This is a genomic window from Anabaena sp. UHCC 0253 (genome assembly GCF_009712085.1).
Taxonomy (GTDB): Bacteria; Cyanobacteriota; Cyanobacteriia; order Cyanobacteriales; family Nostocaceae; genus Dolichospermum.
On the sequence record NZ_VILD01000002.1, the window covers coordinates 135,596 to 158,368 of the forward strand.

20 protein-coding genes and 2 pseudogenes are annotated in these 22,773 nt (G+C 39.2%); 20 read left to right on the forward strand and 2 right to left on the reverse strand.

Going from position 1 to position 22,773, the window contains the following annotated elements:
- Window positions 1-92 precede the first annotated feature (92 nt).
- The 16 genes and pseudogenes from FJR38_RS04730 (at window position 93) to FJR38_RS04805 (ending at window position 14,761) form a co-directional block, all read left to right on the forward strand.
- Window positions 93-2,120, forward strand: a complete 2,028-nt coding sequence (locus tag FJR38_RS04730) for an N-6 DNA methylase (protein WP_168492326.1) — start codon at window positions 93-95, stop codon at window positions 2,118-2,120.
- 4 nt (window positions 2,121-2,124) lie between these two features.
- On the forward strand, window positions 2,125-2,814 hold the full coding sequence (locus FJR38_RS04735) for a restriction endonuclease subunit S (RefSeq protein WP_168492324.1): 690 nt from the start codon (window positions 2,125-2,127) through the stop codon (window positions 2,812-2,814).
- Window positions 2,815-3,741 (forward strand): hypothetical protein, encoded by a 927-nt coding sequence (locus tag FJR38_RS04740; protein WP_168492322.1) that lies wholly within the window; start codon window positions 2,815-2,817, stop codon window positions 3,739-3,741.
- 44 nt (window positions 3,742-3,785) lie between these two features.
- Entirely contained in the window at window positions 3,786-4,271 is a 486-nt protein-coding gene (locus FJR38_RS04745) for a DNA-binding transcriptional regulator (RefSeq protein ID WP_168492320.1), read from the forward strand.
- Between the two features lie 79 nt (window positions 4,272-4,350).
- Window positions 4,351-4,740, forward strand: coding sequence for a hypothetical protein (locus tag FJR38_RS04750; RefSeq protein ID WP_168492318.1), 390 nt, complete (start codon window positions 4,351-4,353; stop codon window positions 4,738-4,740).
- Window positions 4,741-4,878: 138 nt separating this feature from the next.
- Window positions 4,879-5,127 (forward strand): hypothetical protein, encoded by a 249-nt coding sequence (locus FJR38_RS04755; protein ID WP_168492316.1) that lies wholly within the window; start codon window positions 4,879-4,881, stop codon window positions 5,125-5,127.
- Window positions 5,117-5,936 (forward strand): annotated as a pseudogene (locus FJR38_RS04760) (Rpn family recombination-promoting nuclease/putative transposase). The gene FJR38_RS04755 and the pseudogene FJR38_RS04760 overlap by 11 nt, the downstream one beginning before the upstream one ends.
- A 288-nt stretch (window positions 5,937-6,224) precedes the next feature.
- Window positions 6,225-7,250, forward strand: a complete 1,026-nt coding sequence (gene plsX / locus FJR38_RS04765) for a phosphate acyltransferase PlsX (RefSeq protein ID WP_168492314.1) — start codon at window positions 6,225-6,227, stop codon at window positions 7,248-7,250.
- A 215-nt stretch (window positions 7,251-7,465) separates the two neighbouring features.
- Window positions 7,466-8,467: a beta-ketoacyl-ACP synthase III gene (locus FJR38_RS04770; RefSeq protein ID WP_174763500.1), complete on the forward strand. Its 1,002-nt coding sequence runs from the start codon at window positions 7,466-7,468 to the stop codon at window positions 8,465-8,467.
- Between the two features lie 88 nt (window positions 8,468-8,555).
- Window positions 8,556-9,437 (forward strand): ACP S-malonyltransferase, encoded by an 882-nt coding sequence (fabD, locus tag FJR38_RS04775; protein ID WP_168492312.1) that lies wholly within the window; start codon window positions 8,556-8,558, stop codon window positions 9,435-9,437.
- A 251-nt stretch (window positions 9,438-9,688) separates the two neighbouring features.
- A complete protein-coding gene (locus FJR38_RS04780) occupies window positions 9,689-10,567 on the forward strand; it encodes an acyl-CoA desaturase (RefSeq protein ID WP_168492311.1) in 879 nt (292 codons plus the stop codon).
- A 101-nt stretch (window positions 10,568-10,668) separates the two neighbouring features.
- Complete coding sequence (locus tag FJR38_RS04785; protein ID WP_168492309.1) at window positions 10,669-11,382, forward strand: PspA/IM30 family protein; 714 nt, start codon at window positions 10,669-10,671, stop codon at window positions 11,380-11,382.
- A gap of 10 nt (window positions 11,383-11,392) precedes the next feature.
- On the forward strand, window positions 11,393-12,277 hold the full coding sequence (locus tag FJR38_RS04790; RefSeq protein ID WP_168535731.1) for a phosphate ABC transporter substrate-binding protein: 885 nt from the start codon (window positions 11,393-11,395) through the stop codon (window positions 12,275-12,277).
- 101 nt (window positions 12,278-12,378) lie between these two features.
- Entirely contained in the window at window positions 12,379-13,017 is a 639-nt protein-coding gene (locus tag FJR38_RS04795; protein ID WP_168492471.1) for a lysophospholipid acyltransferase family protein, read from the forward strand.
- Between the two features lie 361 nt (window positions 13,018-13,378).
- Window positions 13,379-14,443 (forward strand): AI-2E family transporter, encoded by a 1,065-nt coding sequence (locus FJR38_RS04800; RefSeq protein WP_168492306.1) that lies wholly within the window; start codon window positions 13,379-13,381, stop codon window positions 14,441-14,443.
- Between the two features lie 21 nt (window positions 14,444-14,464).
- Window positions 14,465-14,761, forward strand: coding sequence for a DUF2288 domain-containing protein (locus tag FJR38_RS04805; protein ID WP_168492305.1), 297 nt, complete (start codon window positions 14,465-14,467; stop codon window positions 14,759-14,761).
- A gap of 46 nt (window positions 14,762-14,807) precedes the next feature.
- Here FJR38_RS04805 and FJR38_RS04810 read toward each other — a convergent pair whose 3' ends face one another.
- Together FJR38_RS04810 and FJR38_RS04815 are read right to left on the reverse strand one after the other, a co-directional pair.
- Complete coding sequence (locus tag FJR38_RS04810) at window positions 14,808-16,718, reverse strand: flotillin family protein (RefSeq protein ID WP_168492303.1); 1,911 nt, start codon at window positions 16,716-16,718, stop codon at window positions 14,808-14,810.
- Window positions 16,719-16,742: 24 nt separating this feature from the next.
- Entirely contained in the window at window positions 16,743-17,408 is a 666-nt protein-coding gene (locus FJR38_RS04815; RefSeq protein WP_168492302.1) for an OB-fold-containig protein, read from the reverse strand.
- Between the two features lie 361 nt (window positions 17,409-17,769).
- Here FJR38_RS04815 and FJR38_RS04820 point away from each other — a divergent pair, with 361 nt between their 5' ends.
- From FJR38_RS04820 to FJR38_RS28165, 4 genes and pseudogenes are all read left to right on the forward strand, one after another.
- A complete protein-coding gene (locus tag FJR38_RS04820; protein WP_168492301.1) occupies window positions 17,770-18,810 on the forward strand; it encodes a hypothetical protein in 1,041 nt (346 codons plus the stop codon).
- Window positions 18,811-19,128: 318 nt separating this feature from the next.
- Window positions 19,129-21,600, forward strand: coding sequence for an endonuclease MutS2 (locus FJR38_RS04825; protein ID WP_168535733.1), 2,472 nt, complete (start codon window positions 19,129-19,131; stop codon window positions 21,598-21,600).
- Window positions 21,601-21,754: 154 nt separating this feature from the next.
- Window positions 21,755-22,352: pseudogene (locus FJR38_RS04830) on the forward strand (DUF3038 domain-containing protein).
- Between the two features lie 69 nt (window positions 22,353-22,421).
- Window positions 22,422-22,773: DUF4335 domain-containing protein (locus FJR38_RS28165; RefSeq protein ID WP_254449357.1), on the forward strand; the 352-nt coding region annotated here is incomplete at its 3' end.

Consider the following 22,773-nt stretch of genomic DNA (forward strand, 5'->3'; position numbering starts at 1 on the left):
CCCCTACGGTTTCTGTATGGGAGCTAGATAAAAGTGCGATCGCTCAAAATAGCATATTATTAGGCTAGGTGTAACCTGTATTCCATAACTTCATGCCTTTCTCTGATTTCACTAATCCTTATAAAAATCCGGCTGACTTACCAGAAAAGTATCGTCAGGATATAAATCTACAGAAATTATTTAAAGCTGATGGTTCTTATGTGCGTCCAGCAGAAGACCCTGTGACAATGTGGGCGCTTCAGATTCTAGTAGAAGAGTACGGCGTTCCACTAGAAGCAATGGAACTAGAAATAAGTGCAGATTTTGCCGAGGGAACTTATCAAGGTGGACGACGCTATCTAGGACGGGCAGACGTTGTAGTTTATGATGACCGTTATGCTGACTCTGTAGGTAATTTGGATGTAGCCTTTATTATGGTAGAGGCTATGGAACCAAATAAAAAAGTTGGTGGAACTGAAGCGGAAGGTTGGGTAGAACATCTTAACCGACTCAATGCTTACATGAGTGCTTCACCTTTTGCCCGTTATGCAATTTTAACCAGTGGTAAACACACAGATATCTATCATCGTGATCTTGACTACCCACGGAAGTTAGAAATAATTGGTAACTTACCTAAATATGAAAGCACCCGTGAAGCTGCAACCCATAGTCCTTATACTGTAATTTTAAATCCTAGTGAAGCAGATGGGATTCAAACCGGACTCACACCTCTATCCCGTGATAAGTTTCGTGAGGTTTTGGGAGATACCCGTTCTGGATGTCATTCTATTCTCAGAGATAACGAGGGTTTGCAACCACAAGAAGCAGTTGATGCAATGGTTAAATTTTTGTTTGCTAAGTGGTATGACGAACAAGCAACAATTGACTTGGTAAAGCAAACAGGAGAATCACGGGCTTATGTATTTAGTGTCAGTAATGAAACTGACCCAGAACGTTTATTAGTTCAAGTCAGAGAAACTTTTGAAAAAGCGAAGCAGTGGGAACGGGACACACTAGCGCAAAAATTTGGTGATGATTTGGGTGTGAGGTTGGCTTTTAATGAAGCTGATGTTTTGCAATTCAAGCCTCATACGACAATGGAAATAGTTAAGCGTTTACAGCCTTGGAGTTTGCGGAAATCTTCAGCAGATGTCAAAGGTGGAGTATTTGAGGACTTTTTAAGTAAGACTTTCCGCGATGATTTGGGGCAATATTTCACACCTACACCTGTAATTAATTTAATGGTGGGAATTTTGCAACCAACAGTAAATGATTATGTTGGTGATCCTGCTTGCGGTTCAGCGCGGATGCTAACTCACGTTTTGGATTATGTGCGTAAACAGGAATATACAAAAGCAATAGCAAATAATGGTGGTAGTGCTGAAGGGATAAATCCTGAAGAACCAACGGAAGAGTTTATCAAGTTTCGAGATAATCATTTATTTGGGGCTGAATATTCTCGAAATGTGATGCACATAGCGCGAGTTAATACTTTAATGAATGGCGCACAATATGCCGATTTAAAAGTAATGGATTCGCTGGAAAGATTGGGTAGTATTACAGGAGGAATTACGGAGGGACTTCCAGAACGTCCTGGTTTTTATCTGGGAGGTTTAACGATGATTTTAACTAATCCTCCATTTGGTTCTAAGTTGACAAATGAAAGTGTTTTAAAGGACTTTGCTTCACGGGATGGAGTGACAAAGAAAAATGGCAAACTTGTTAGAAGTATTCCTGAAGAAGTCGCTTTTATTAATCGTTGTCTTGAATTTTTAGCACCAGGGGGAAAATTAGCAATTGTTTTACCTGATGGAGTGTTGGCGAACAGTTCAATGCAGGACGTTAGAGATTGGATTTTACGCTGGGCAAGATTAAAAGCAATTGTGAGTTTACCACAAGAAACATTCAGACCCTATGGTGCTGCTGTGAAAACTAGCGTGGTTCTTCTAGAAAAGCGTGATATAGCTTTGACAGCAGAAAGTCAGCTAGAAATTGAGCAGGATGATAAGATTTACATGGCTAGGATTGATGATATTGGCTATGACGCATCTGGTCGTATTTCTGCCGCAAAAGATGAAGTTAATGAACCGCCAGAAGTAAAGAAAGCAATTACAGATTTAGCTGGGTTATTAGGAAGGTAGTTAAATGGAAAAAACTATAGTTAATCTTTCGCAGTTACGTCAAAAAGGTGTCTGGAACTTTGAACCTTACTCACAAGTTGTGACAGGTGCAATGGCTCAGTTAGAGAAAAGCCCCTTTCCAGTGGTTAAGTTGGTAACTGTAGTTGTTGAAGGAACTACTAAGCGTGGTTATTCCGTGACTGGGCTTGAGAATGTTGACGGTATTCCTTTACTCTCAATACGTAATATTTCAGCACAGGGTATTAATCTTAATCATGTACGCTATCTAAATCCAGATGATCATAAGAAACTTGAAGCAACTCAAGTTCATAAGGGTGATGTGCTGGTTAGTTTAATCATGCGTCCAGGGATAGCTGCTGTTTACGAATCTGACGAACCAGCCAACATAGATACACACCTTGCAAGATTGCGCTTAACAGACAAGATTGATCCTGCTTACCTAGCTTTCTATCTTAATTCAGATGTTGGTCAAACCCTGGTTCACTCCCTTTCAACTGGTAGCATTCAACCTATGTTAACTATTACTGCTCTAAATGATTTGCCTGTGATGCTTCCCTCTCTAGATGAACAAAAACGAATTATTTCAGAAGCACAACGATTGACACAAGAGGCAGGGAAATTATCTAAAGCTGCTGAGGATTGCCGTGCTGAAGCCCATAAGCTTTTTGGAAAGCTATTTCAAGGGGCAGTGTAAATGATTCATGCTTGCTACTTGACTGTTTTTGAACAGCCACAGGAGGAATTAGAAAGAGCCTTGTATGATCTTTTCGATGACTTGGGTGCTGTATACGACGAATATGAGTCAGTACCTGTAAATCCATTAAATAATCAATATGAATTGCAAGCAGCAGTTACCCAAAATTTTGAGTTTCTCTTAAATGTACATTGGCAATCCGATATCAATTCTCATACTTTAATAACTTTTGACGTTGAAATGGCAGTTCCGGTTGAACCTATCGAACTTGAGAAGGTTTTAGCACAGGCAGCAGAAACGTATTTTCCTAAATTAATACTTGTTTATAACTCTTATGGGGATGAGAGAAGTGAGAGATTATTCCCTTTAGTAATGAATTTTGAAAACGCAGTCAGAGAGTTTATTATATCTGTAATGCTCAAAAAGTATGGTTCTTTCTGGGAAGATACTCTTGATAGATATATAGAAGATGCTGAACAAAATCTTGAAAAATATAAAATGAAATATGGCTATAAATGGGAAGATAGACTTAAAAAATATAAAGAATGTAAGAGTGAAGCATTAAAGAATAAGGAAAATGAAGCTAACTACCAGCAACATAATCCTCTACTTATGCAGTGGCTTTATTATGCAGATTTTACAGATTTATCAAAAATGATTAGTATAGTTGATGACTTAGAAGGAGGTTATAAGCTATCAAATTCACCTCAGTCAATTTTTGCTAATACTGTTAATAAAAATACACGAGATACAATCACGAAAAAAATTAATGACCTCCGTGTATTAAGGAATAGGCTGATGCACGGACGTTATCTAACAGGGGAGAATGAAGAGTTAATTAGATTGATTTGTAAAGAGTTTCAAGAGCTAATTATTCAGCCAGGATATATTAATAACTTTGAAAGTCGTAGGCTAACTGAAAACTAACTAATTGATAGAAGATAATAGATGTTAGTAGAGGAAGAGGTAACATGAAGGAGGGTAGTAAATACCAGCCACTCCTAGACTTTTTGTATAGCAGTGAACAAAATGAAATAACTTTATCATTTGTTGAAATCGAGAGTTTAATAAAAGATTCCTTACCCAATTCAGCAAAAAGTAAACGGGCATGGTGGAGTAATCGCAGCAAAGGCGCATTACAAGCTTCTGCCTGGATAGAAGCAGGATATCGGGTTGAAAATGTTGATTTTGATCAGCAATGTGTTACTTTTCGCCAATTTACTAATAGCAAACAAGTGCAACTTGTAGATGGGCAAGTGGTATGGAATAGCAAATCAATCAAGGCATTACGTCTCCAAATGGGTTTAACACAAGCAGAATTTGCAGCACAATTGGGTGTGCGGCAAGCAACAGTGAGTGAATGGGAAAACGGAATCTATGAACCAACTCGCTCAACGTCAAAACATTTAGAATTAGTTGCTCAGATGGTTGGATTTACACATCAGGAGGAAAGCTAAACTTTCTAAGTTAATGTTTGACATTTATTCGGTTAACGTATATTGTCAGAATAGCATCTGCTTCTGGCAACTGTCAAGCATGAATATAAAAAACACCAAACCCAAAGCCCTCTTCCTCTCCCCCGACGGCAAAGTATACCCCGACAGCCTAATTTGCACAGGTATCATGCCCGCAGAACTAGACGGTAAACCCTGCCCCTATTCTCAAAACAGTCAATTTCCTGGCATCAAACCCCTAAAATCTGAAGACGCAAATTACACCATAGACAAAGGAAAACCAGGCGACCTTTGCCCCACCTGTGCCAAACAACAACTTGCAAACCTGGGACACTGGCAAGGTTACAGAAATCAAAAATTCCCTGAAGAACTACTATTACTGCGCTTGTTCAAGTGTCGAATGTGGCTATGGCTAGTCGTCCCCGGACTGCATGACCATGACGCAACCCAGCTTTTACCGCCACGGCTATGAAACGAGAGTGTTTATAAGCGATGAAAACACACTCACAGCAACCCGCCAACAAAACTACAAATATTGTCAGAAGCCAGCAAATAAGTTTCCGACGCTTGCTGCTGACTTCCGGCTTCCTAAGATAAGGAGACATTCACCATGATAAAACCAGTTGTTACCCAAAATCATCCTTGGGTCATAGTCAGAACTGTAACAATTACCGAATCTTACACCGTCGCCCGTTTTGCTAACCGCCAAGATGCAGAAGACCATTTAAGATTTTTGCGTCGAACTATTCCCAACGGTGGCTTTGAGATCATGTTTGAGTCGCCAGAAGATGTAAAAGAAAACCTGAATATTGAATTACTGACTATCAGCCAAAAAAAGGGTGTAAATCGTGAGTTTTGATAATGTTTGTAAAAATCCTAGCTGAAAAATATCCCCTTGATTTTGCCAACTGGTTGCTACCGGAAACAGTTGAAACAATCAAAGTCTTAAAAACCGAACTTAGCATTGAACCAATTCGCGCAGATTCTGTTATTTTGCTGCAAACGAAAAACAGAATCCTACATCTAGAATTTCAGACTAACACCAAATCAGACACTCCCATTCCGTTAAGAATGTTAGATTATTTTGTCAGATTAGTTAGACAATATAATCTGCCTGTCACCCAAGTAGTGATTTTCTTACAAGAAACAAGTAATGAAATCGCGTTTACCGAAGCTTATATTGATGAAATGACAAATCATCGCTATCGAGTAATCCGGATGTGGGAGCAAGATTCAGATTTATTTCTCCATAACCCAGCATTGCTTCCATTAGCACCATTAACAAAAACCAATTCCGCACCAGGGTTATTATCCCAAGTAGCCACAGAAATTGCTAAAATTGCAGATGTACCAGCCAGACAGAATACCGCTGCTTACACAGAGATTTTAGCAGGTTTACGATTCGAGAAAAATCTAATTCGTCAATTATTGAGCGAGGATATTATGCAAGAATCTGTAATTTATCAGGATATTTTGGAAAAGGGAGAACAAAAAGAAGCTTTTCGTTTCTTGAATCGCCAATTAAATCGTCGCTTTGGTGAAATGGATTCATTCATAGTTGAACGAATTCGCTTATTATCTACCGAGCAATTAGAAGTATTAGGAGAAGAGTTTTTAGATTTTTCTGAAATATCTGATTTGGTTGCTTGGTTAGATCAAAACCATTAAATAATTACGGATAAGTCAGTGGGCAATATAAATTTAGATGTTGCCCTTTTTTGTCAGCATTCTTGGTAAGATTATAAATCTTATCAAGAATATGTCAAATGATTCTAGAGTAATCGCTTATTTGTATAATTTAACTTAATTGCTTTGTAGCTAGTTTATGCGAGAGTAATAGAGTTATAGATTATCTAGTTGCGATAAAAGTCTAGTTTCTTATGGTTTTTTTAGAATTTTCAAATTTTAAGTATTGCAATCTGATAAAATTTGTAAGGTTTCTATAAGCTCTGAGCAATGGGATCGACTGGTGTAAGGATCGCAATTGACGCAATGGGGGGAGATCATGCACCCACTGAAATCGTCGCCGGCGCACTGCGGGCGCGCGAAGAATTGGGTGTAAAAATATTATTGGTTGGTGATCCCCAACAAATTGAGGCTGTGATGCCGCCAAAAACTAATATGGCGGATTTAGAGATTGTTCCTGCCGAGGATGCGATCGCTATGGATGAAGAGCCTCTCAACGCAGTTAGACGTAAGCGAAAAGCTTCCATCAACATAGCGATGGATTTAGTGAAAACGAAACAAGCAGATGCTGTATTTTCTGCCGGTCATTCTGGGGCGGCGATGGCATCAGCTTTACTGCGTTTAGGAAGATTACCGGGAATTGACCGCCCAGCAATTGGCACAGTATTCCCTACCATCAAAGCCGGTAAACCAGTAATGATCCTGGATGTCGGCGCTAATGTAGACTGTCGCCCTAAATTTTTAGAGCAGTTTGCAGTTATGGGTTCAATTTACAGTCAGTATGTTTTGGGAACAGAACAACCCAAAATAGGTTTATTGAATATTGGCGAAGAAGATACTAAAGGTAACGAAGTAGTTCTCCGCGCCCACCAATTGTTAAGGGAAAATACTCAAATTAATTTTACTGGTAATGCGGAAGGGCGTGATGTATTATCCGGTGAATTTGATGTGATTGTTTGCGACGGCTTTGTGGGTAATATTTTATTAAAATTTGCCGAAGCAGTCGGCGGTGTAATCCTGCAAATTCTGCGAGAAGAATTACCCCAAGGGCTACATGGTCAAATCGGTACAGCGATTTTAAAACCCAATTTAAAGCGCGTTAAACAGCGCATGGATCACGCTGAACATGGAGGCGCTTTGCTTTTAGGTGTCAGCGGAATTTGTTTTATTGGTCATGGTAGTTCCCAAGCACCATCTATTTTTAGCGCCATTCGTATGGCTAAAGAAGCTGTAGATAATCAGGTGTTAGAAAGACTCCAATCTCAATATCAAATTCTCCAGAATGAAAGCAGTTAGCTATTTGTTCTCAAAAGTAGAGATACTACGCTAACAGCCATTTGTCATTTGTCATCCGATTTGAGATTTCGGATTTTAGATGAAAAATTACGATTTTTTATAAATCTAAAGTCCCCCGTCTCAAATTGGAATTGTCATTGGTACTCGTTATTAATGCTTACAAACAAGACAACTGACAATTGACAACTGACAATTGACAACTGAGGAGATTAAGAGTGCAACATTTTTTGAGCAGCGGCATAGCAATCATCGGCAGTGGTTCAGCAGTCCCAGCAAATTGTTTACATAACCAGGAACTAACTCAATTAGTAGAAACATCAGATGAGTGGATCACCACAAGAACAGGCATTCGTCAACGGCGGTTAGCATTGCCCCCCGACTCACTCACATCATTAGCTACTGCTGCTAGTCAAAAGGCTCTGGAATCCGCCGGAATTACAGCAGCAGATATTGATTTAATTTTGCTGGCCACTTCTACCCCTGATGACCTATTTGGAACTGCTTGCCGTGTTCAAGGTGAATTAGGTGCTATCAAAGCAGTCGCCTTTGACTTAACTGCCGCCTGTTCTGGTTTTGTGTTTGGTCTAGTTACCGCAGCACAATACATCAGAACAGGTGCTTACAAAAATGTACTCTTGATTGGGGCAGATATCCTCTCCCGGTGGGTAGATTGGCAAGATAGACGCAGTTGTGTATTATTTGGTGATGGCGCTGGAGCAGTTGTATTACAGGCCAATAAGAGCGATCGCTTATTAGGATTTTGCCTCAAAAGCGACGGTTCTCAAAATCATTTTCTCAACCTCCCCTATAATGCTTCCACCGAAGAACTAACACCAGATATTCACGTATCTACAGGCAAATATCACCCGATTACCATGAACGGGAAAGAAGTCTACCGCTTTGCTGTGCAGAAAGTTCCAGAAGTTATAGACAAAGCCTTATTTGCAGCTAACCTGAAAATTGAAAACATAGATTGGCTCGTATTACATCAAGCAAATCAACGCATTATCAATTCCGTTGCTGAACGCTTACATATTCCAGAAGATAAAGTCATCAGCAATGTCGCCAATTATGGTAACACCTCCGCCGCATCTATTCCCCTAGCCTTAGATGAAGCAGTCCGAGAAGGCAAAATTAAAGCAAATGATATAATTGCTACATCTGGCTTTGGTGCAGGACTCTCCTGGGGTGCAGCCATTTTTCAATGGGGAAGATAAACAATTGATAATTGACAATTGACAATTGACAATTGACAACGAACAACCGACAACTGACCACTGACAACTGACCACTGACAACCGACAAATGACTAAAACTGCATGGGTGTTTCCCGGACAAGGTTCTCAAGCACTGGGAATGGGAATAGACTTGTTAAATCTACCATTAGCCAAAGAAAAATTTATTCAAGCTGAGGCAATTTTGGGCTGGTCTGTCACAGATATATGTCAAAGTGACATTGAAACTTTATCAAGGACACTTTATACCCAGCCTAGTTTGTATGTAATCGAAAGTATAATTGCTGATATATTGCGGGAAAAAGGACAGCGACCAGATATAGTTGCAGGTCACAGTTTAGGAGAATATATCGCTCTTTATGTAGCTGGTGCCTTTGAATGGTCTACGGGTTTACGCTTAGTCAAACGCCGCGCTGAATTAATGGATAGTGCTGTTGGTGGAATGATGGCCGCGCTCATGAATTTTGACCGAGAAGAATTGGAAAAAGTCATTAGCGAAACACCTAATGTAGTTTTAGCAAATGATAATAGTGCTGCTCAAGTTGTAATTTCTGGAACTCCAGAAGCTGTACAGATTGTTATGTCTCAAGTTAAAGCTAAACGAGCTATCCCCTTAAAGGTTTCAGGAGCATTTCATTCACATTTAATGAAAGCAGCCGCAACGGAATTTCAAGAAGTTCTAGACTCCGTTGTTTTTCAGTCAGCAACTGTCCCCGTTTTATCCAATGTAGACCCAGTTCCCGCAATAGGAGCAGAGATTTTAAAACAGCGTCTTTCTCAACAAATGACAGGTTCTGTGCGGTGGCGAGAAATTTCTTTGCAATTACCAGAAAATGGTATTGAAAAAGTTGTGGAAATTGGACCTGGTAACGTTTTAACAGGTTTGATTAAACGGACTGCTCCTGGCTTAATGTTAGAAAACATTCGTAATGCTGCTGAGTTACCTGCATAGATAATTTCGCAAATTAATTTAAACTTAAATAAGTCTTTTTGTAGATGACATTGGCAACATAAACTTTCTATGTTGCCTATTTTTTGTCTAAAGATTTATTTAATAAACTCCAGTAATTTGTGAAGGGTTTAAGTGAGATAATGACAAAAAATCCACCTTACATTTCCTGAAAAATGCTCAAAAATTGACGTAATAAACCTACAAAAAAAACTAAAAATATTCATGAATACAGTTCACAAAAACACCGATATATGAAAAAGTATCCCAGGATTTTAGTCCTTAGTTACTGTTTGGGACCACTTCTGATCATAGTAACACACTTAGGAGCTTTCGTTCCCTTGATCACAGGATTATCATGGAAAAGTATTCTTTGGGGAGTTGCTCTTTATGTAATCAGAATGATGAGTATTACAGCCATATACCATCGGCTCATTATTCATAAATCCTATCAAGCTCCGGCGATCATCAAATGGGTTGGCAGCATTATTGCCTGTTCTTCAGGACAAATGGGCCCTAACTGGTGGAAAGGTCATCATATTCAAGGACACCACAATAACTCCGATAAACCAGACGATAGCCACTCTCCTCATACACCGTTTCAAGGTTTTAAAGGCTTTCTTTGGTCGCAATGTGGATGGCTTTTATCTCGAAACTTTTTTCCCCCCTGCCTTCCTGCTGATGTGGAAGCAGACTGGGTTCTTAAAACCATAGACCGGTTACACTTTATTCCTATGATCCTATTAGGGGTAATTTCTTTCTGGATAGGTGGGTTGGAGTTTCTCGGTGCTTTCTTCTTAAGTACGATGATACTCTTCCATTGTGTCGCCTTTGTCAACTCTCTTTCTCATATATTTGGAGACAAGCCCTTCGTCAGCAATGATTATAGCTGCAATAACTGGTTTGTAGCACTACTTACATTTGGTGAAGGGTGGCACAATATGCACCACGCATTTCAGTGGTCAGCCCGTCATGGCTTCTCCGTTAAAGAAGGCAAAGTTGTCTACTTAATAGATCCTACCTACGGATTTATCCGACTACTAGAAAGACTACACTTAAGTTCTAATCTGAAACTACCCTCTGAAGCAGAACTTTTGCAAGCAGCAAACAGAGTCAGTACAGTAAAAAAATGACGGTTAATGAAATGTGAAAAAGTTGACATAGAAGTGGTGTGTGTGTCAATTTTAAGGTACAAATATTACCATAACCATCCTCACTAAAATAACTTTGGGTTATGAAAAAAGCTGTCTACTGGATAATGGGTGAACGGGCAGGGAGAACCATCGTTGGGACTTGGAACTGGTTATGGGGAATGCCTGTAGAGTCGGGTGGTAAGGTAGCTGTCGCAGTTGCTGAAGAATCTCTACAGTCAATGCAAGTAGCAGTACAAAAACTGGCTCAAGCCGTTGCCGCGCAAGAAGGGGCTTATAAAACTGCCAAGGCTAAATATGAGACAAAAATTAGAGAATTCAAAACCTTAGAGCAGCAAGCCATGATTGCTCAACGTAGTGGCAATGAAGAAGCAGCGCGAATGGCCATGAGTAAGGCTATTCAAACGGAGCAAATCTTGCCAAAACTTGAGGAAATGGTTAAACAAGCAGAAATGGCTGTTAAGGCTTCTAAAGATAAACTCAACCGTGAGCGCATGAAGCTAGAAACTTACAAAGCCGATATGCAGAATATGAAAGATATGTCAGAGGTAAATGAAGCCCTGGCTATGATTGCTAAAGTCAATAATGAATTTGATATTGGTTCAGCTAAAAGTGACTTTGAAAAAGCTAAAGGTGCAGTTGAACGTCGCAATCTCAAAACAGAAGCTTTAGCAGAATTGTCGGAAAATCCAACAGAAAAACTACAAGCCGAAATTGAAAATATGACATTAGATGACGAAGTTGCTCGTCGTTTGCAAAGGTTACAAGATTCTCAACCTAAACAACTACCGGAATAAATAGGAATTTATGAGTCAGAAAAGCGGACCGCCGCCTATTGTTTTTATCCTGCTGTTTTTGGGGCTTTTGGGTGGTGGTTACTGGTGGTTTTTCATGCGGAATCCTGCGTCAAACCCCATTTCTTCCGGTGGTGATACAACCACTACTGAGGCTTTCTCCGTCCCGACAACAGTAGCCAGCGGTACTACCGTCAAAATAGATGGTTCTACCAGTATGGTGACAATTAACCAAAGTCTCAAAAATGGTTTTGAGAAACAGTTTCCGGGGACAAAGGTAGAAGCGATTGGGAATGGGACAGATAGGGGAATTCAGGATTTGTTAGCGGGGAAAATTGATATTTCCGCAGCTTCTAGACCATTGACAGCACAGGAGCAAAGTCAGGGATTAAAGGCTGTTACTGTAACACAAGATGCGATCGCTGTCATTGTCAGTAAAGCCAATCCTTTCAACCGAGGATTAACCAGCAGCCAAATTGCAGATATATTTGAAGGGAAAATTAATAATTGGTCAGCAGTGGGTGGTTCGTCTGCAACTATCCGCGTCATTAATCGCCCCGCAATTAGTGGCACACATCAAACTTTTAAAGAATTAGTCCTCAAAGGAGCTAATTTTGGGACTACACCCAACATTACGACATTACCGCAAGATGCGACAACTCCCTTAATTCAAGCTTTGAACAAAGATGGTATTGGCTATGCAACCTTTGATCAAGTTGCTAACCAGCAAACTGTGCGCGTCGTTGCTATTGAGGGCTTGACTCCAGAAGCTGCTAGTTATCCTTACAAGCGATCGCTATATTACGTCTATAAAGATCCTGCTAATGTGGGAGTTCAAGCATTTCTAGGTTATGCAACTTCGCCCCAAGGACAGCAAGCTTTAACATCAGGAAACTAATGTAGAAGAAATAGGAAGTTAAGATATGGAAGTTAGAGGTTAAAATGAGTTCTGACTTCTTTTTTCATATCCTGATTCCTGTATTATTTATCTTATTTTCCGTGACTAGAACTCGTGAACCCTTAATTAGTTTGGCACTGTATCACGCCTTTAAGTGGTCTGTGGTTAGCCCCATGCTACACGCATACTTTCGGGGCAAAATTTATGGTGTGGAAAATGTCCCCCAAAGTGGTGCTGTTATCGTAGTTAGTAATCATGCTAGTTATTTTGACCCACCGATAGTTTCTAGTTGTGTCCGCCGTCCAGTTGCATACATGGCCAAGGAAGAATTATTTAAAGTTCCTGTTTTATCGCAAGCAATTAAATTATACGGTGCTTACCCTGTGAGTCGCGGTAGTGCTGATCGCAATGCTATCCGTTCTGCTCTAGAATTTTTAGACAATGGTTGGGCTGTGGGTGTATTTCTAGAAGGTACAAGGACACCAGATGGTCGTATTGCTGACCCCAAAAGAGGTGCAGCACTTCTTGCAGCAAAAGCTAAAGCCCCTTTCTTACCGGTGAGTTTATGGGGAAGTGAGCAGATTTTACAACCAGGTTCTTCTTTACCCCGTTCAGTACCTTTAACTATTAGAATTGGTCAATTAATTGATGCTCCTAATTCTACGAATAAAGAAGAGTTGGAAAAAGTTACCCAAAGGTGTGCTGCGGTGATTAATGAAATGCACGATTTAGGACGATAAGAGTAATTTTAGATAGCGTGGGGACGATTCCATGAATTGTTCCTGTAAAATTTTTCGGGCAATATATAATTATTTTCCACTAGTACCGCAGGGCGGAATTAAAAATTAATAATTAAAAATTAAAAAAGCAGATGACACAAGCTTCTTGAGAGTTCTTAATGGTTGCTTGATTTACGCCGCAGTGTACTAGATATAAGGAATATGCTTAAGATATGGAAAAATTCTGTACTTGCATATATTTTAACTTTAGCACTATAGTTATAATAATTGGGAAAATAATAGACACAGATAAGGCTCTTAAAAGCTGATTTTGTTAGTTTTTAATAATCTCAAATTAAAAATTTAAAAATCTTAAATTTATATGAGTGGTTCTGGAGCTAAAAACGTCTGGCATAAACTAAATAATTTAGTTTTAGTTCGCTTTTTACTTTTAGTTGCTTCTGGCTGGGCAATTGTTCAGCTTTTAGATTATTTTCAAGCGGTGATTGTGATTTTCTCATTCGCTGCAATTTTGGCTTTTTTACTTAACTATCCTGTAGATTTTCTCCGGCGGTTTTTACCTCATCCTCTAGCAGTTATCGTGGTTTTTTTACTCAGCATTATGATAATTGGAGTGCTGATTATTACTATAGGTTTAACAGTTTCATCACAAGGACAACAATTAATTGATAGTACATCAAATTTTTTAAATTCTTTAATTCCTTTAATCAAACAAGTAGAAGCATTTCTACAAACACGGAATCTCCGCATAGATTTAAGTGTAGTTGAAAATCAACTGCGGAATCAAGCTGTATCAACATTGGTGACAAGTTTGGCAATTTTGCAAAGCATACTCACTAATTTTATGACGTTTGTATTTATTGCTGTTGTCGCTTTTTTTATGTTGCTAGATGGAGAAAAATTATGGAATTTCATTATTAAAATAGTTCCGCCAAATCGCCGACAAAAATTTACCAATATCATCAGACGCAGTTTTTTAAGTTTTTTTCGTGGTCAGTTAATATTAACTTTATTTTTGACAACTTCAACTTTTATAGTTTTCTTGTTATTTCAAGTACCATTTGCTTTATTATTATCTTTGGTAGTAGGAATTCTAGACATGATACCGGGCATAGGTGCAACATTAGGAGTTAGTATAATTACTTTAATTATTTTAGCTCAAAATGCTTGGTTAGCATTAAAAGTATTGATAGCTTGTGTAATTCTCCAGCAAATTCAAGATAACTTAATTGCTCCACGAGTTATGCAAGGAACAATGAATTTAAACCCAGTAGCAATATTTTTTTCCTTGTTAGTTGGTGCTAGAGTGGCAGGTTTATTAGGTGTTTTTATCTCTATTCCTATTGCTGCAATAATTGTAGCTTTATTAGAAATTGAAGACATAAAATCAGAAACTTCGGGAATAAATCATGTAAAATCAAACTGAGTAAGTAAAAGACTGGGAATTATGGCTGATTTAAGAGCAGAATTACAACAAAATCTCGATGAAGCAGAATGGGAATGGCTAATTCCCCATGTCCAAAAAGATGCAGTTATTCTGGTAGCAGAGAATTTAGATTTACTAGATGTGGGGGAAGCGATCGCTAGTGATAACATCCCCTCTGTGCAACGTTGGATTGATGAACAATTACTAGCCAAACCCACAATAGATCAAGTGGGAGAATGGAATCTCAACCGCAACAAGCGATTTAATGCCCTGATCGTTGAACCTTACGTTTTAGTACAAGAAATCGCTGTTGTTTAAAAAGTTGATCATTCATAATTCCTATTCAATGATGAATTAGGAATTATCAGTTATTTTCTTGATCTGGTTGGTTCAAAATAGGTGTAACAACGTGGTTATTACTCCGGACTAATTGACTAACTTGCCCAATTAGTTCTCCTAATTTACCTTCATCTAACAAGGTGTTAATTAAGGATAATCCACTGGTAGATAGTAGTAATTTGTTAATATCTTGACTGCCACTACTGCCATTTGCACCAGGGAAAGAATAGATGCGAGTATCTCCTAAAACCCCTGGTTGTGGTGCTAAAGAAGAGAGAATTTCTGGTAATTTATCCGCTAATTCTGGCCAGATAGTCGTAATAATTTTGGCAGTCAGATTAGCATTACTAATGGTGTTTTCAGCCGCAATTCTAGCTTGAATACCTTCAGCATCTGCTAAGGCTTTATCACGGTTAGCATCTGCGAGAACACGAATTGCTTCAGCTTCTAATTCTGCGGCTTCTTGAGAGATTTCGGCTTGACGACGACGACGGAAAGCGTCAATTTCCACAACGTTGCGATCGCTAATACTCCGTTCTTGAGCTTCTCGTTCTGCTGCAATTAAAGACAAGCGTTTGGTTCGTTCAGCTTTTTCAACTTCACTGGCTGTTTTCACAGATTCTTCGGCTTTAGCTTGTTCAGCTTGAGCAACTAAACTTTCACGTTTCTTATTAGCAATTGCGATCGCTACATCTTCTTGTGCTAGTCTGGCTATGCGTTCTGATTCAGCTATTTGTACTTGTGCTTTGAGTTTACCAGATTCTACACTTTGTTGACGCAAAATTTCGGCAATTTCTGCTTCTTGCTGTTGCAATGATTTTGCTACTTTTAGCTGTTTATTCCGTTCTTCTAATGCAATATCAGCTTGAATTTGACTTTCTTGTAAAGACAATTTTCTGCGAATTTCTTCCTCTTCAACTGACTTTTCCTGCAAAATTTTCGTCCGTCTGACTGTTGCAGCTTCTGTGTCTTTAGATTCTTGAATTTCTCTTTCTCTTTGGGCTTTCAGAGCCTCCACTTGCAGTCTTTGAGATAATTTAGCACTTTCTTGTTCTTGGGCAATTTGCAGCGATCGCTTTTGAGCATCTAATTCTTTTTGCTCAATTGTTACCTGTGCCGCTAATTCAACTTCTCGTTTTTGTTGTACTGAACGTTGAATTATCTCTGTTCGCAACCGCACACCCTGAGCATCAAAGAAGTTATCAGGATCGTAAGTAACACTTTCTAATATTTCGGAAATTGCAATATTATTTAGTGTTAATCCCACTTTCTTTAAATCTGTCCCTACCAAGTTCAATACTTCTTGAGCAAAACCCAATTTATCAGAATCAATTTCTGCTAAATCCTTAGTTTTAGCTGCTGCTCTAATTGCATCATCTGCCCTTTTTTCTAAAGCATTTTTGATATCTTCAGGAGTAATTCTTGTTCCATTTTGAGACAGTCTAGCAGCAGATGTCAAAACATCATCTTCGGAAGCATTAATACATACATAGAAAGTGACTCTGATATCTGCTCTGAGGTAATCTTTAGTTCTGACAGCTAATTTTCCAGTCCGTTCGACATCAATAGAAATTTCTCTTAAAGGTACTCTTGTTAATTGATGAAATCCCGGAAGCACTATGCAACCACCATAGAGAATCACTGATTTCTTCTTAGTAAATAATCCCCCAGTTCTGACAAAAGCTTCGTTGTTGGGTGTGACAACATAAACTCTTGTATAAGCAAATAAACTTAATATCAAGAGGATGACAAACATCACAATGATTCCCGGAAATACTAAACCACCGTTAACTTGAGCTAAAGTCGGTTGATTTATAATTGGAAATGTGGGATTAATTGCAGTTGTTTGTTGTTGTTTTGGTTGTAATTGAACTGATGGTATTTCAGTTAAATGTACACTTGGTAAAGCCTGGATAAAATTCAACCAAAAAAGCATATTTTTCTTCTCCTGATATCCAAATTAATTTCTGGAATTTGAGTTATTTAACCAATTTTGTTCATCGGGACTATCTTTAGCAAGCACTAAATAAATACCCTGTTTAATTTCCACAATGATCACTTTTTCTCCCCGTTGTGGTGCAATAGTAGCCCAATCAGGAATTACCGCAGTCACTGTCAAAAGATTGTGCTTGGCATCAAGAACATCTATCTGACCAATTTTTCCTAAATTCTCTGTGGGAATATAAACAGAGGTAACAGTACCAATGCAACCAATTAAGCGATCGCTACTTACATCTTCCCCAAATTCAGAGAAAATTTGACTAATTGATTGTGCTATCCATCTGCCGATACATAAGCTGATTATCAGAGAAATAAATAGAACAAAACCACTTAATAAAGGATAGTTTTTGATAGCAAAAATGCTATTTAACGCAACATTTATTATCCAACCAATAATCCCCCACAGACTTAAATCTGTTGCCAATAATAACAACAATGGAGCTTTGCCAATACCTGCCCATCCCAAAAAGTCTTCAAAGGCAAAATCACCGTCTGTTTCTATATCTAAATCTGCTTCAATATCTACATCTTGTCCACCTCCACCCATAAAAATCATCAACAAAAAAAGTAACCCTCCTATCCCCAGGAAAATCCAATAGGGCAAGTTAGCTGGACTAAACAGCATATTTTTATTTACAGATATGTGGCAGGTATTTTTATATTGTTATTTGCATATATCTTATTCTCTCTTTTGGGGCAATGTCAAGATCAAATCTCTTTTATTTGGATAAATTTAGATTAAAAATAAGTATATTTAGGTCTTGTTAAGAATAGTAACAAATTAGATAATTTAAATTTAATAACCAGGTGAATATAAATAACTTAAATTATGGAAAATTGTCTATTTACAAATATTTAGCTATCTATGAAACTAAGCTAGATTCTTAAATTCTGATCTGCACCAGATTAAGGTAAACTGAAAAAAAGATCCCAACTTCTTACTAAAGAGGGGATCTGAGTTTAGCGACAGTAAATTTATTAATTTTATGACTCGACAACCCCATGACCAATTTGCTAAAGAATATTTAGAAGAATTGTTAACCTCTTTAGGTAATGTCAAAACCAGCAAAGATGTAAAAAGCGAAGTTCAAGAAATTGATGTTTGGTTTGTTCCTACAACATCATCTCCAAGAGCTACTTCAGAATTAGGATTATTAGCAAGAATGGCAGTTACAAGCTGTCTATTTGAGCCTTATCGTAATGCTCCCAGTGAAGTAGAAATTAGAAGTTGTTTGTTAAAATTGTATAGTGTGCATGGAGATTTATTACGACAAGCCAAAAGAGAAAAAAGTTCTATCTCTGAAGACGAATTACCCTGTTTATGGATTTTAACACCAACTTGTTCTGAAAAAATCCTCAACGGATTTGGAGCAAAACCCAAAGAGGACTGGGAAAAAGGAGTTTATTTTCTGTCAGGATTATTGAAAGCGGCCATTGTTGCTATCAATCAGTTACCGATGACAGAGGATACACTATGGTTAAGGGTACTGGGAAAAGGCAAAACCCAAACCCAAGCAATAAACGAAGTAGTTCAACTTTCAGAAGAGAATGACAAATGGAAGCAATTACTAGAAATGTTTGCGTCTTGGCGTAAAAATTTAGAATTGAATAGTAATGTTAATGATGAAGAAAAGGAGTTAATCATGAGTTTATCACCAGCGTATCTCAAGCAACGAGAAGAATGGAAACAAGAGGGACTGGAAGCAGGACGACAAGAGGGACTGGAAGCAGGACGACAAGCAGGACTGGAAGCAGGACGACAAGAAGGACGACAAGAAGGACGACAAGAAGGACGACAAGAAGGACGACAAGAAGGACGACAAGAAGGACGACAAGAAGGTAATTTAGACGGACAGCGTTTGATAATAGTGAGTTTGTTAACAGGACGTTTTGGCAATTTAGATGAGGAATTATCTGCTATTGTGACTCCGATTATGGAACTTACTTTAACAGAAAGAACTCAGTTATTACTCAATTTATCTAATCTTTCCCGTGAGGAATTATTAGCTAGATTTAAAGTTGATTAAATATACAGCAGTTTCCAATTATACAACGTACACCATAGCCCCTTCATCTCTTGCGATGAAGGGGGTGGTATTCTTGTATCTCATGAAATAGGGAAGTGCTATATCAGAAAAAAAAGCGATCGCCCTTTTTCCCGTGTTGGCGTAAATAATAGTTAATTAGTGCAAAGTAGCGGCTGCTCCTTGGACATACATAATACAATAGAAAGTGTAGATATTGCGCTTCTACAGAAACTAACACCAGAAAAATTTTTATCTTGGAAAATTTAGTTTTCTAGCGGCTAAAATTGTTACGATAATTTCAGATTAGTTGTTGAAACCTTGATTCAATCTGAAACCTTAGAATTACTAGAGTGGCCCCGTCTGTGCCAGCACCTTTCCACCTTTGCGGCAACTAAGTTAGGGGCAATAGTTGCGCGTAACCTGCCAATTCCTGAGAATCAGGCAGAAAGTGAACAATTATTAGCGCAAACCAAAGAAGTTTACGAACTGGAAAGTCGTTTACATCCAGGATTATCCTTTGAGGGAATTCAAGATATCGGTGATTCCCTAGAACGAGCAGCACTCCAAGGTACTTTGTCTGGGGAAGAATTGTTAGCGATCGCTACCACCCTAGCAGGGACAAGAAATTTACGCCGTGTTATTAATAATCAAGAAAATGTCCCCGTTTTGTCCGATTTAGTTTCTCAATTGCGGACTTACCCAGAATTAGAGCAAGAAATTCACCGTTGTATTGATGAACGCGGGCAAGTAACTGATCGCGCTAGTCAGAAAATGGGAGAAATTCGGGTAGAATTGCGGCGGATTCGCAGCCAAATTACTCAAAAACTGCAAAATATTATTCAAGTTAAATCAGGAGCAATTCAAGAACAATTAATTACTCAAAGAGGCGATCGCTATGTCATCCCTGTAAAAGCCCCCCAAAAGGACGCGATCCCCGGTATTGTACACGACACCTCAACCAGTGGCGCAACCCTCTATATAGAGCCTAACAGCATCGTGCCAATGGGTAATCAACTGCGTCAAGTTGTCAGACAAGAACAAACAGAAGCAGAAGCCATTCGTCGTCAATTAACCGAACAAGTTACCGCAGTTACACCGGATTTAGAAAGGTTATTAGCCATTGTCACTACCTTAGATTTGGCAGTGGCAAAATCTCGTTATAGTTTGTGGATAGGTGCTAATCCTCCCCGCTTTGTCAATCGAGCAGAAAACGAAATTATCACCTTGCGAAATCTGCGTCATCCGTTGTTAGTATGGCAACAGCAGCACGAACAAGGAAATCCCGTCGTACCCGTGGATTTGTTTATCAATCCCCAAATTCGCGTAGTTACAATTACTGGACCAAATACAGGCGGAAAAACTGTAACTTTAAAAACCTTGGGATTAGCAGCCGTCATGGCCAAAGTGGGTTTATTTATTCCCGCCCGTATACCCGTAGAAATGCCTTGGTTTTCCCAAGTTTTAGCTGATATTGGTGATGAACAATCTTTACAACAAAGTTTATCTACTTTCTCAGGACATATCCGCCGCATTAGTCGAATTTTAGAAGCATTGGAGAATGAGGAGTCAGGAGGTAGGGGCGCAGGGCCTGCGCCCAACAATCAGGAGGGACAAGAAGAAGAAATAAAACTACCAATCCCCAGTCCCCAGTCCCCAGTCCCCAGTCCCCAATCCCTAGTTTTACTAGATGAAGTTGGTGCAGGTACAGATCCAGCCGAGGGAAGTGCATTAGCGATCGCTTTACTCAAATATCTCGCCAATCATGCCCAGCTAACAATGGCTAGTACCCACTTTGGCGAACTCAAAGCCTTAAAATATGAAGATAGCCGATTTGAAAATGCTTCGGTAGAATTTGACGAAACTACTCTTTCACCTACTTATCGTCTGCTGTGGGGAATTCCTGGACGTTCTAACGCCTTGAGTATTGCTTTACGTTTAGGCTTAAAACCAGAAGTAGTAGCAGAGGCAAAAACTCAAGTTGGAGAAGCCACAGACGAGGTAAACCAAGTTATTGCCGGTTTAGAAGCTCAACGCCGCAATCAAGAAACCAAAGCCGCAGAAGCTCAAAATTTATTACATCAAGCGGAACGATTATATAAAGAAGTTTCTGACAAAGCTGCCGCTTTAGAAGCCAGAGAAAAACATTTACGGGTTTCCCAAGAAATTGCCGTTCAACAAGCAATTACCCAAGCCAAAGGAGAAATTGCCCAAGTTATCCGTCGTTTGCAAAAAGGTACACCTAACGCCCAAGATGCCCAACAAGCTACTACAAACCTGAATAAAATTGCCCAAAAATATGAACCTGCACCCCCACCTAAACCTAAACCTGGGTTTATGCCCAAAGTAGGCGATCGCGTGCGGATTCCCAAATTAGGACAAACAGCCGAAGTTTTAACAATTCCCGATACTGACGGCGATTTTACCGTGCGCTTTGGCATCATGAAAATGACATTACAACTCCAGGATATAGAATCACTAGATGGACAAAAGCCAGAAACCATAGTTAAACCCAAACCAGCCCCAGCCGTAGTCACACTACCACCAGCCCCAGCCATTCGTACCTCCAAAAATACTGTAGATTTGCGCGGAAAACGGGTAGCTGATGCCGAATATATCTTAGACAAAGCTATTTCTGAAGCCGCAGGTCCCCTATGGATTATTCATGGACACGGTACAGGTAAACTCAAGCAAGGCGTTCATGCCTTCTTACATCAACATCCCAGAGTTACCCACTACGAACCAGCAGAACAAGCCGATGGTGGTAGTGGTGTCACAATTGCTCATATATAAAGGGAACTGGCAAGAGGCAAGAGGTAAGAGGCAAAAATTTTTACCAATTATCAACCCTTCGGCTACGCTCAGGGCAAGTCACCCATTACCAATCTCGTTTCAAAATAGGTAACAGCAACAGATTCTTTCAGCCTGATTACATAAACTAAAAGTTATGCACTTAACCGCTAATTCCTCTATACCAAAATCACCTTGGGAGGATTTAAGCCAACTCCCAGCTCCAAATACAATTCAATGGGAAAATATCAAAACTCAGTTAGACTTAGTATTACTGGCACTGGAAACATTAACAGGCATTGGTTCAGAAGCCATGCTTTCAGCGGCAGTTAATTTGAATTTAGAATCAAAAGTACCAGACAGGGTAGCCTTATGGCGATTGCGTCAATCTAATCCCCTCCGCAAAGGCCAAGGAGGACGGAAAAAGTTAGATGTAGAAGAAGCGCGATCGCTAGTTCTAATTATCTGCTATCTCGCCAAACAACACCAAGAATTAATTCGCCGGGCTGTAGGTTTATTAGAACAAATAACCGCAAATAACCAAAAACCTCATCACACTGCTTTATTGGGGGGAATATATAGATGCTTTTTGCAATACTTATCAAGAACGGATGGAAGAGGAAGAAATAACCTCAACAGATGTGCTTACCCACCTAGCCCTAAAACTGCTAATCAATTTACTTTTTTATAGCGCCCCTGGTGGACATCGCCGTTTGTGGTTAGCACTAATAGATATTTCCACAAAACAATTTTAGATTTTAGATTTTAGATTTTTATTCCCAATCCAAAATCCAAAATTCCCCATCTTTTTTGCAATTTTTGCTATGTCTCCATCAAATTCTGTCATTCGTCGCTACACCCCCCCCACTTGTACATTAGAAATCTGGGCGCAAAATTCCCCTCTATCCTACTGGATGGATAAAACCATTGCCAGGGATCTTAATTTTCGCCTGCAATTTGATGATCCACGACTACCAGAAGAACGTAAAATTTTGATTCGGGGTAATCAAGAAGAATTAGAGGTTTTATGTAATATCGTTACCAGTTACGTTCAACAACTTCTCCAACAATCAGCCGAAGATTTTAGTATTAATTTATCAGACTCAGATTCTGCAAACCTAGCATCAGAATCAGAATTAAAAGACGATCCCCCATCTATTCCATCTATCTTTCCTA

What these genes read in the sequence shown, in the direction of transcription:
- FJR38_RS04730 (WP_168492326.1), top strand. Translation starts at nt 93, where the DNA reads ATGCCTTTCTCTGATTTCACTAATCCTTATAAAAATCCGGCTGACTTA.
- plsX (WP_168492314.1), top strand. Translation starts at nt 6,225, where the DNA reads ATGGGATCGACTGGTGTAAGGATCGCAATTGACGCAATGGGGGGAGAT.
- FJR38_RS04820 (WP_168492301.1), top strand. Translation starts at nt 17,770, where the DNA reads ATGACTCGACAACCCCATGACCAATTTGCTAAAGAATATTTAGAAGAA.
- FJR38_RS04815 (WP_168492302.1), bottom strand. Translation starts at nt 17,408, where the DNA reads ATGCTGTTTAGTCCAGCTAACTTGCCCTATTGGATTTTCCTGGGGATA.
- FJR38_RS04745 (WP_168492320.1), top strand. Translation starts at nt 3,786, where the DNA reads ATGAAGGAGGGTAGTAAATACCAGCCACTCCTAGACTTTTTGTATAGC.
- FJR38_RS04750 (WP_168492318.1), top strand. Translation starts at nt 4,351, where the DNA reads ATGAATATAAAAAACACCAAACCCAAAGCCCTCTTCCTCTCCCCCGAC.
- FJR38_RS04800 (WP_168492306.1), top strand. Translation starts at nt 13,379, where the DNA reads ATGAGTGGTTCTGGAGCTAAAAACGTCTGGCATAAACTAAATAATTTA.
- FJR38_RS04810 (WP_168492303.1), bottom strand. Translation starts at nt 16,718, where the DNA reads ATGCTTTTTTGGTTGAATTTTATCCAGGCTTTACCAAGTGTACATTTA.
- FJR38_RS04805 (WP_168492305.1), top strand. Translation starts at nt 14,465, where the DNA reads ATGGCTGATTTAAGAGCAGAATTACAACAAAATCTCGATGAAGCAGAA.
- FJR38_RS04785 (WP_168492309.1), top strand. Translation starts at nt 10,669, where the DNA reads ATGAAAAAAGCTGTCTACTGGATAATGGGTGAACGGGCAGGGAGAACC.
- fabD (WP_168492312.1), top strand. Translation starts at nt 8,556, where the DNA reads ATGACTAAAACTGCATGGGTGTTTCCCGGACAAGGTTCTCAAGCACTG.
- FJR38_RS04755 (WP_168492316.1), top strand. Translation starts at nt 4,879, where the DNA reads ATGATAAAACCAGTTGTTACCCAAAATCATCCTTGGGTCATAGTCAGA.
- FJR38_RS04735 (WP_168492324.1), top strand. Translation starts at nt 2,125, where the DNA reads ATGGAAAAAACTATAGTTAATCTTTCGCAGTTACGTCAAAAAGGTGTC.
- FJR38_RS04780 (WP_168492311.1), top strand. Translation starts at nt 9,689, where the DNA reads ATGAAAAAGTATCCCAGGATTTTAGTCCTTAGTTACTGTTTGGGACCA.
- FJR38_RS04790 (WP_168535731.1), top strand. Translation starts at nt 11,393, where the DNA reads ATGAGTCAGAAAAGCGGACCGCCGCCTATTGTTTTTATCCTGCTGTTT.
- FJR38_RS04740 (WP_168492322.1), top strand. Translation starts at nt 2,815, where the DNA reads ATGATTCATGCTTGCTACTTGACTGTTTTTGAACAGCCACAGGAGGAA.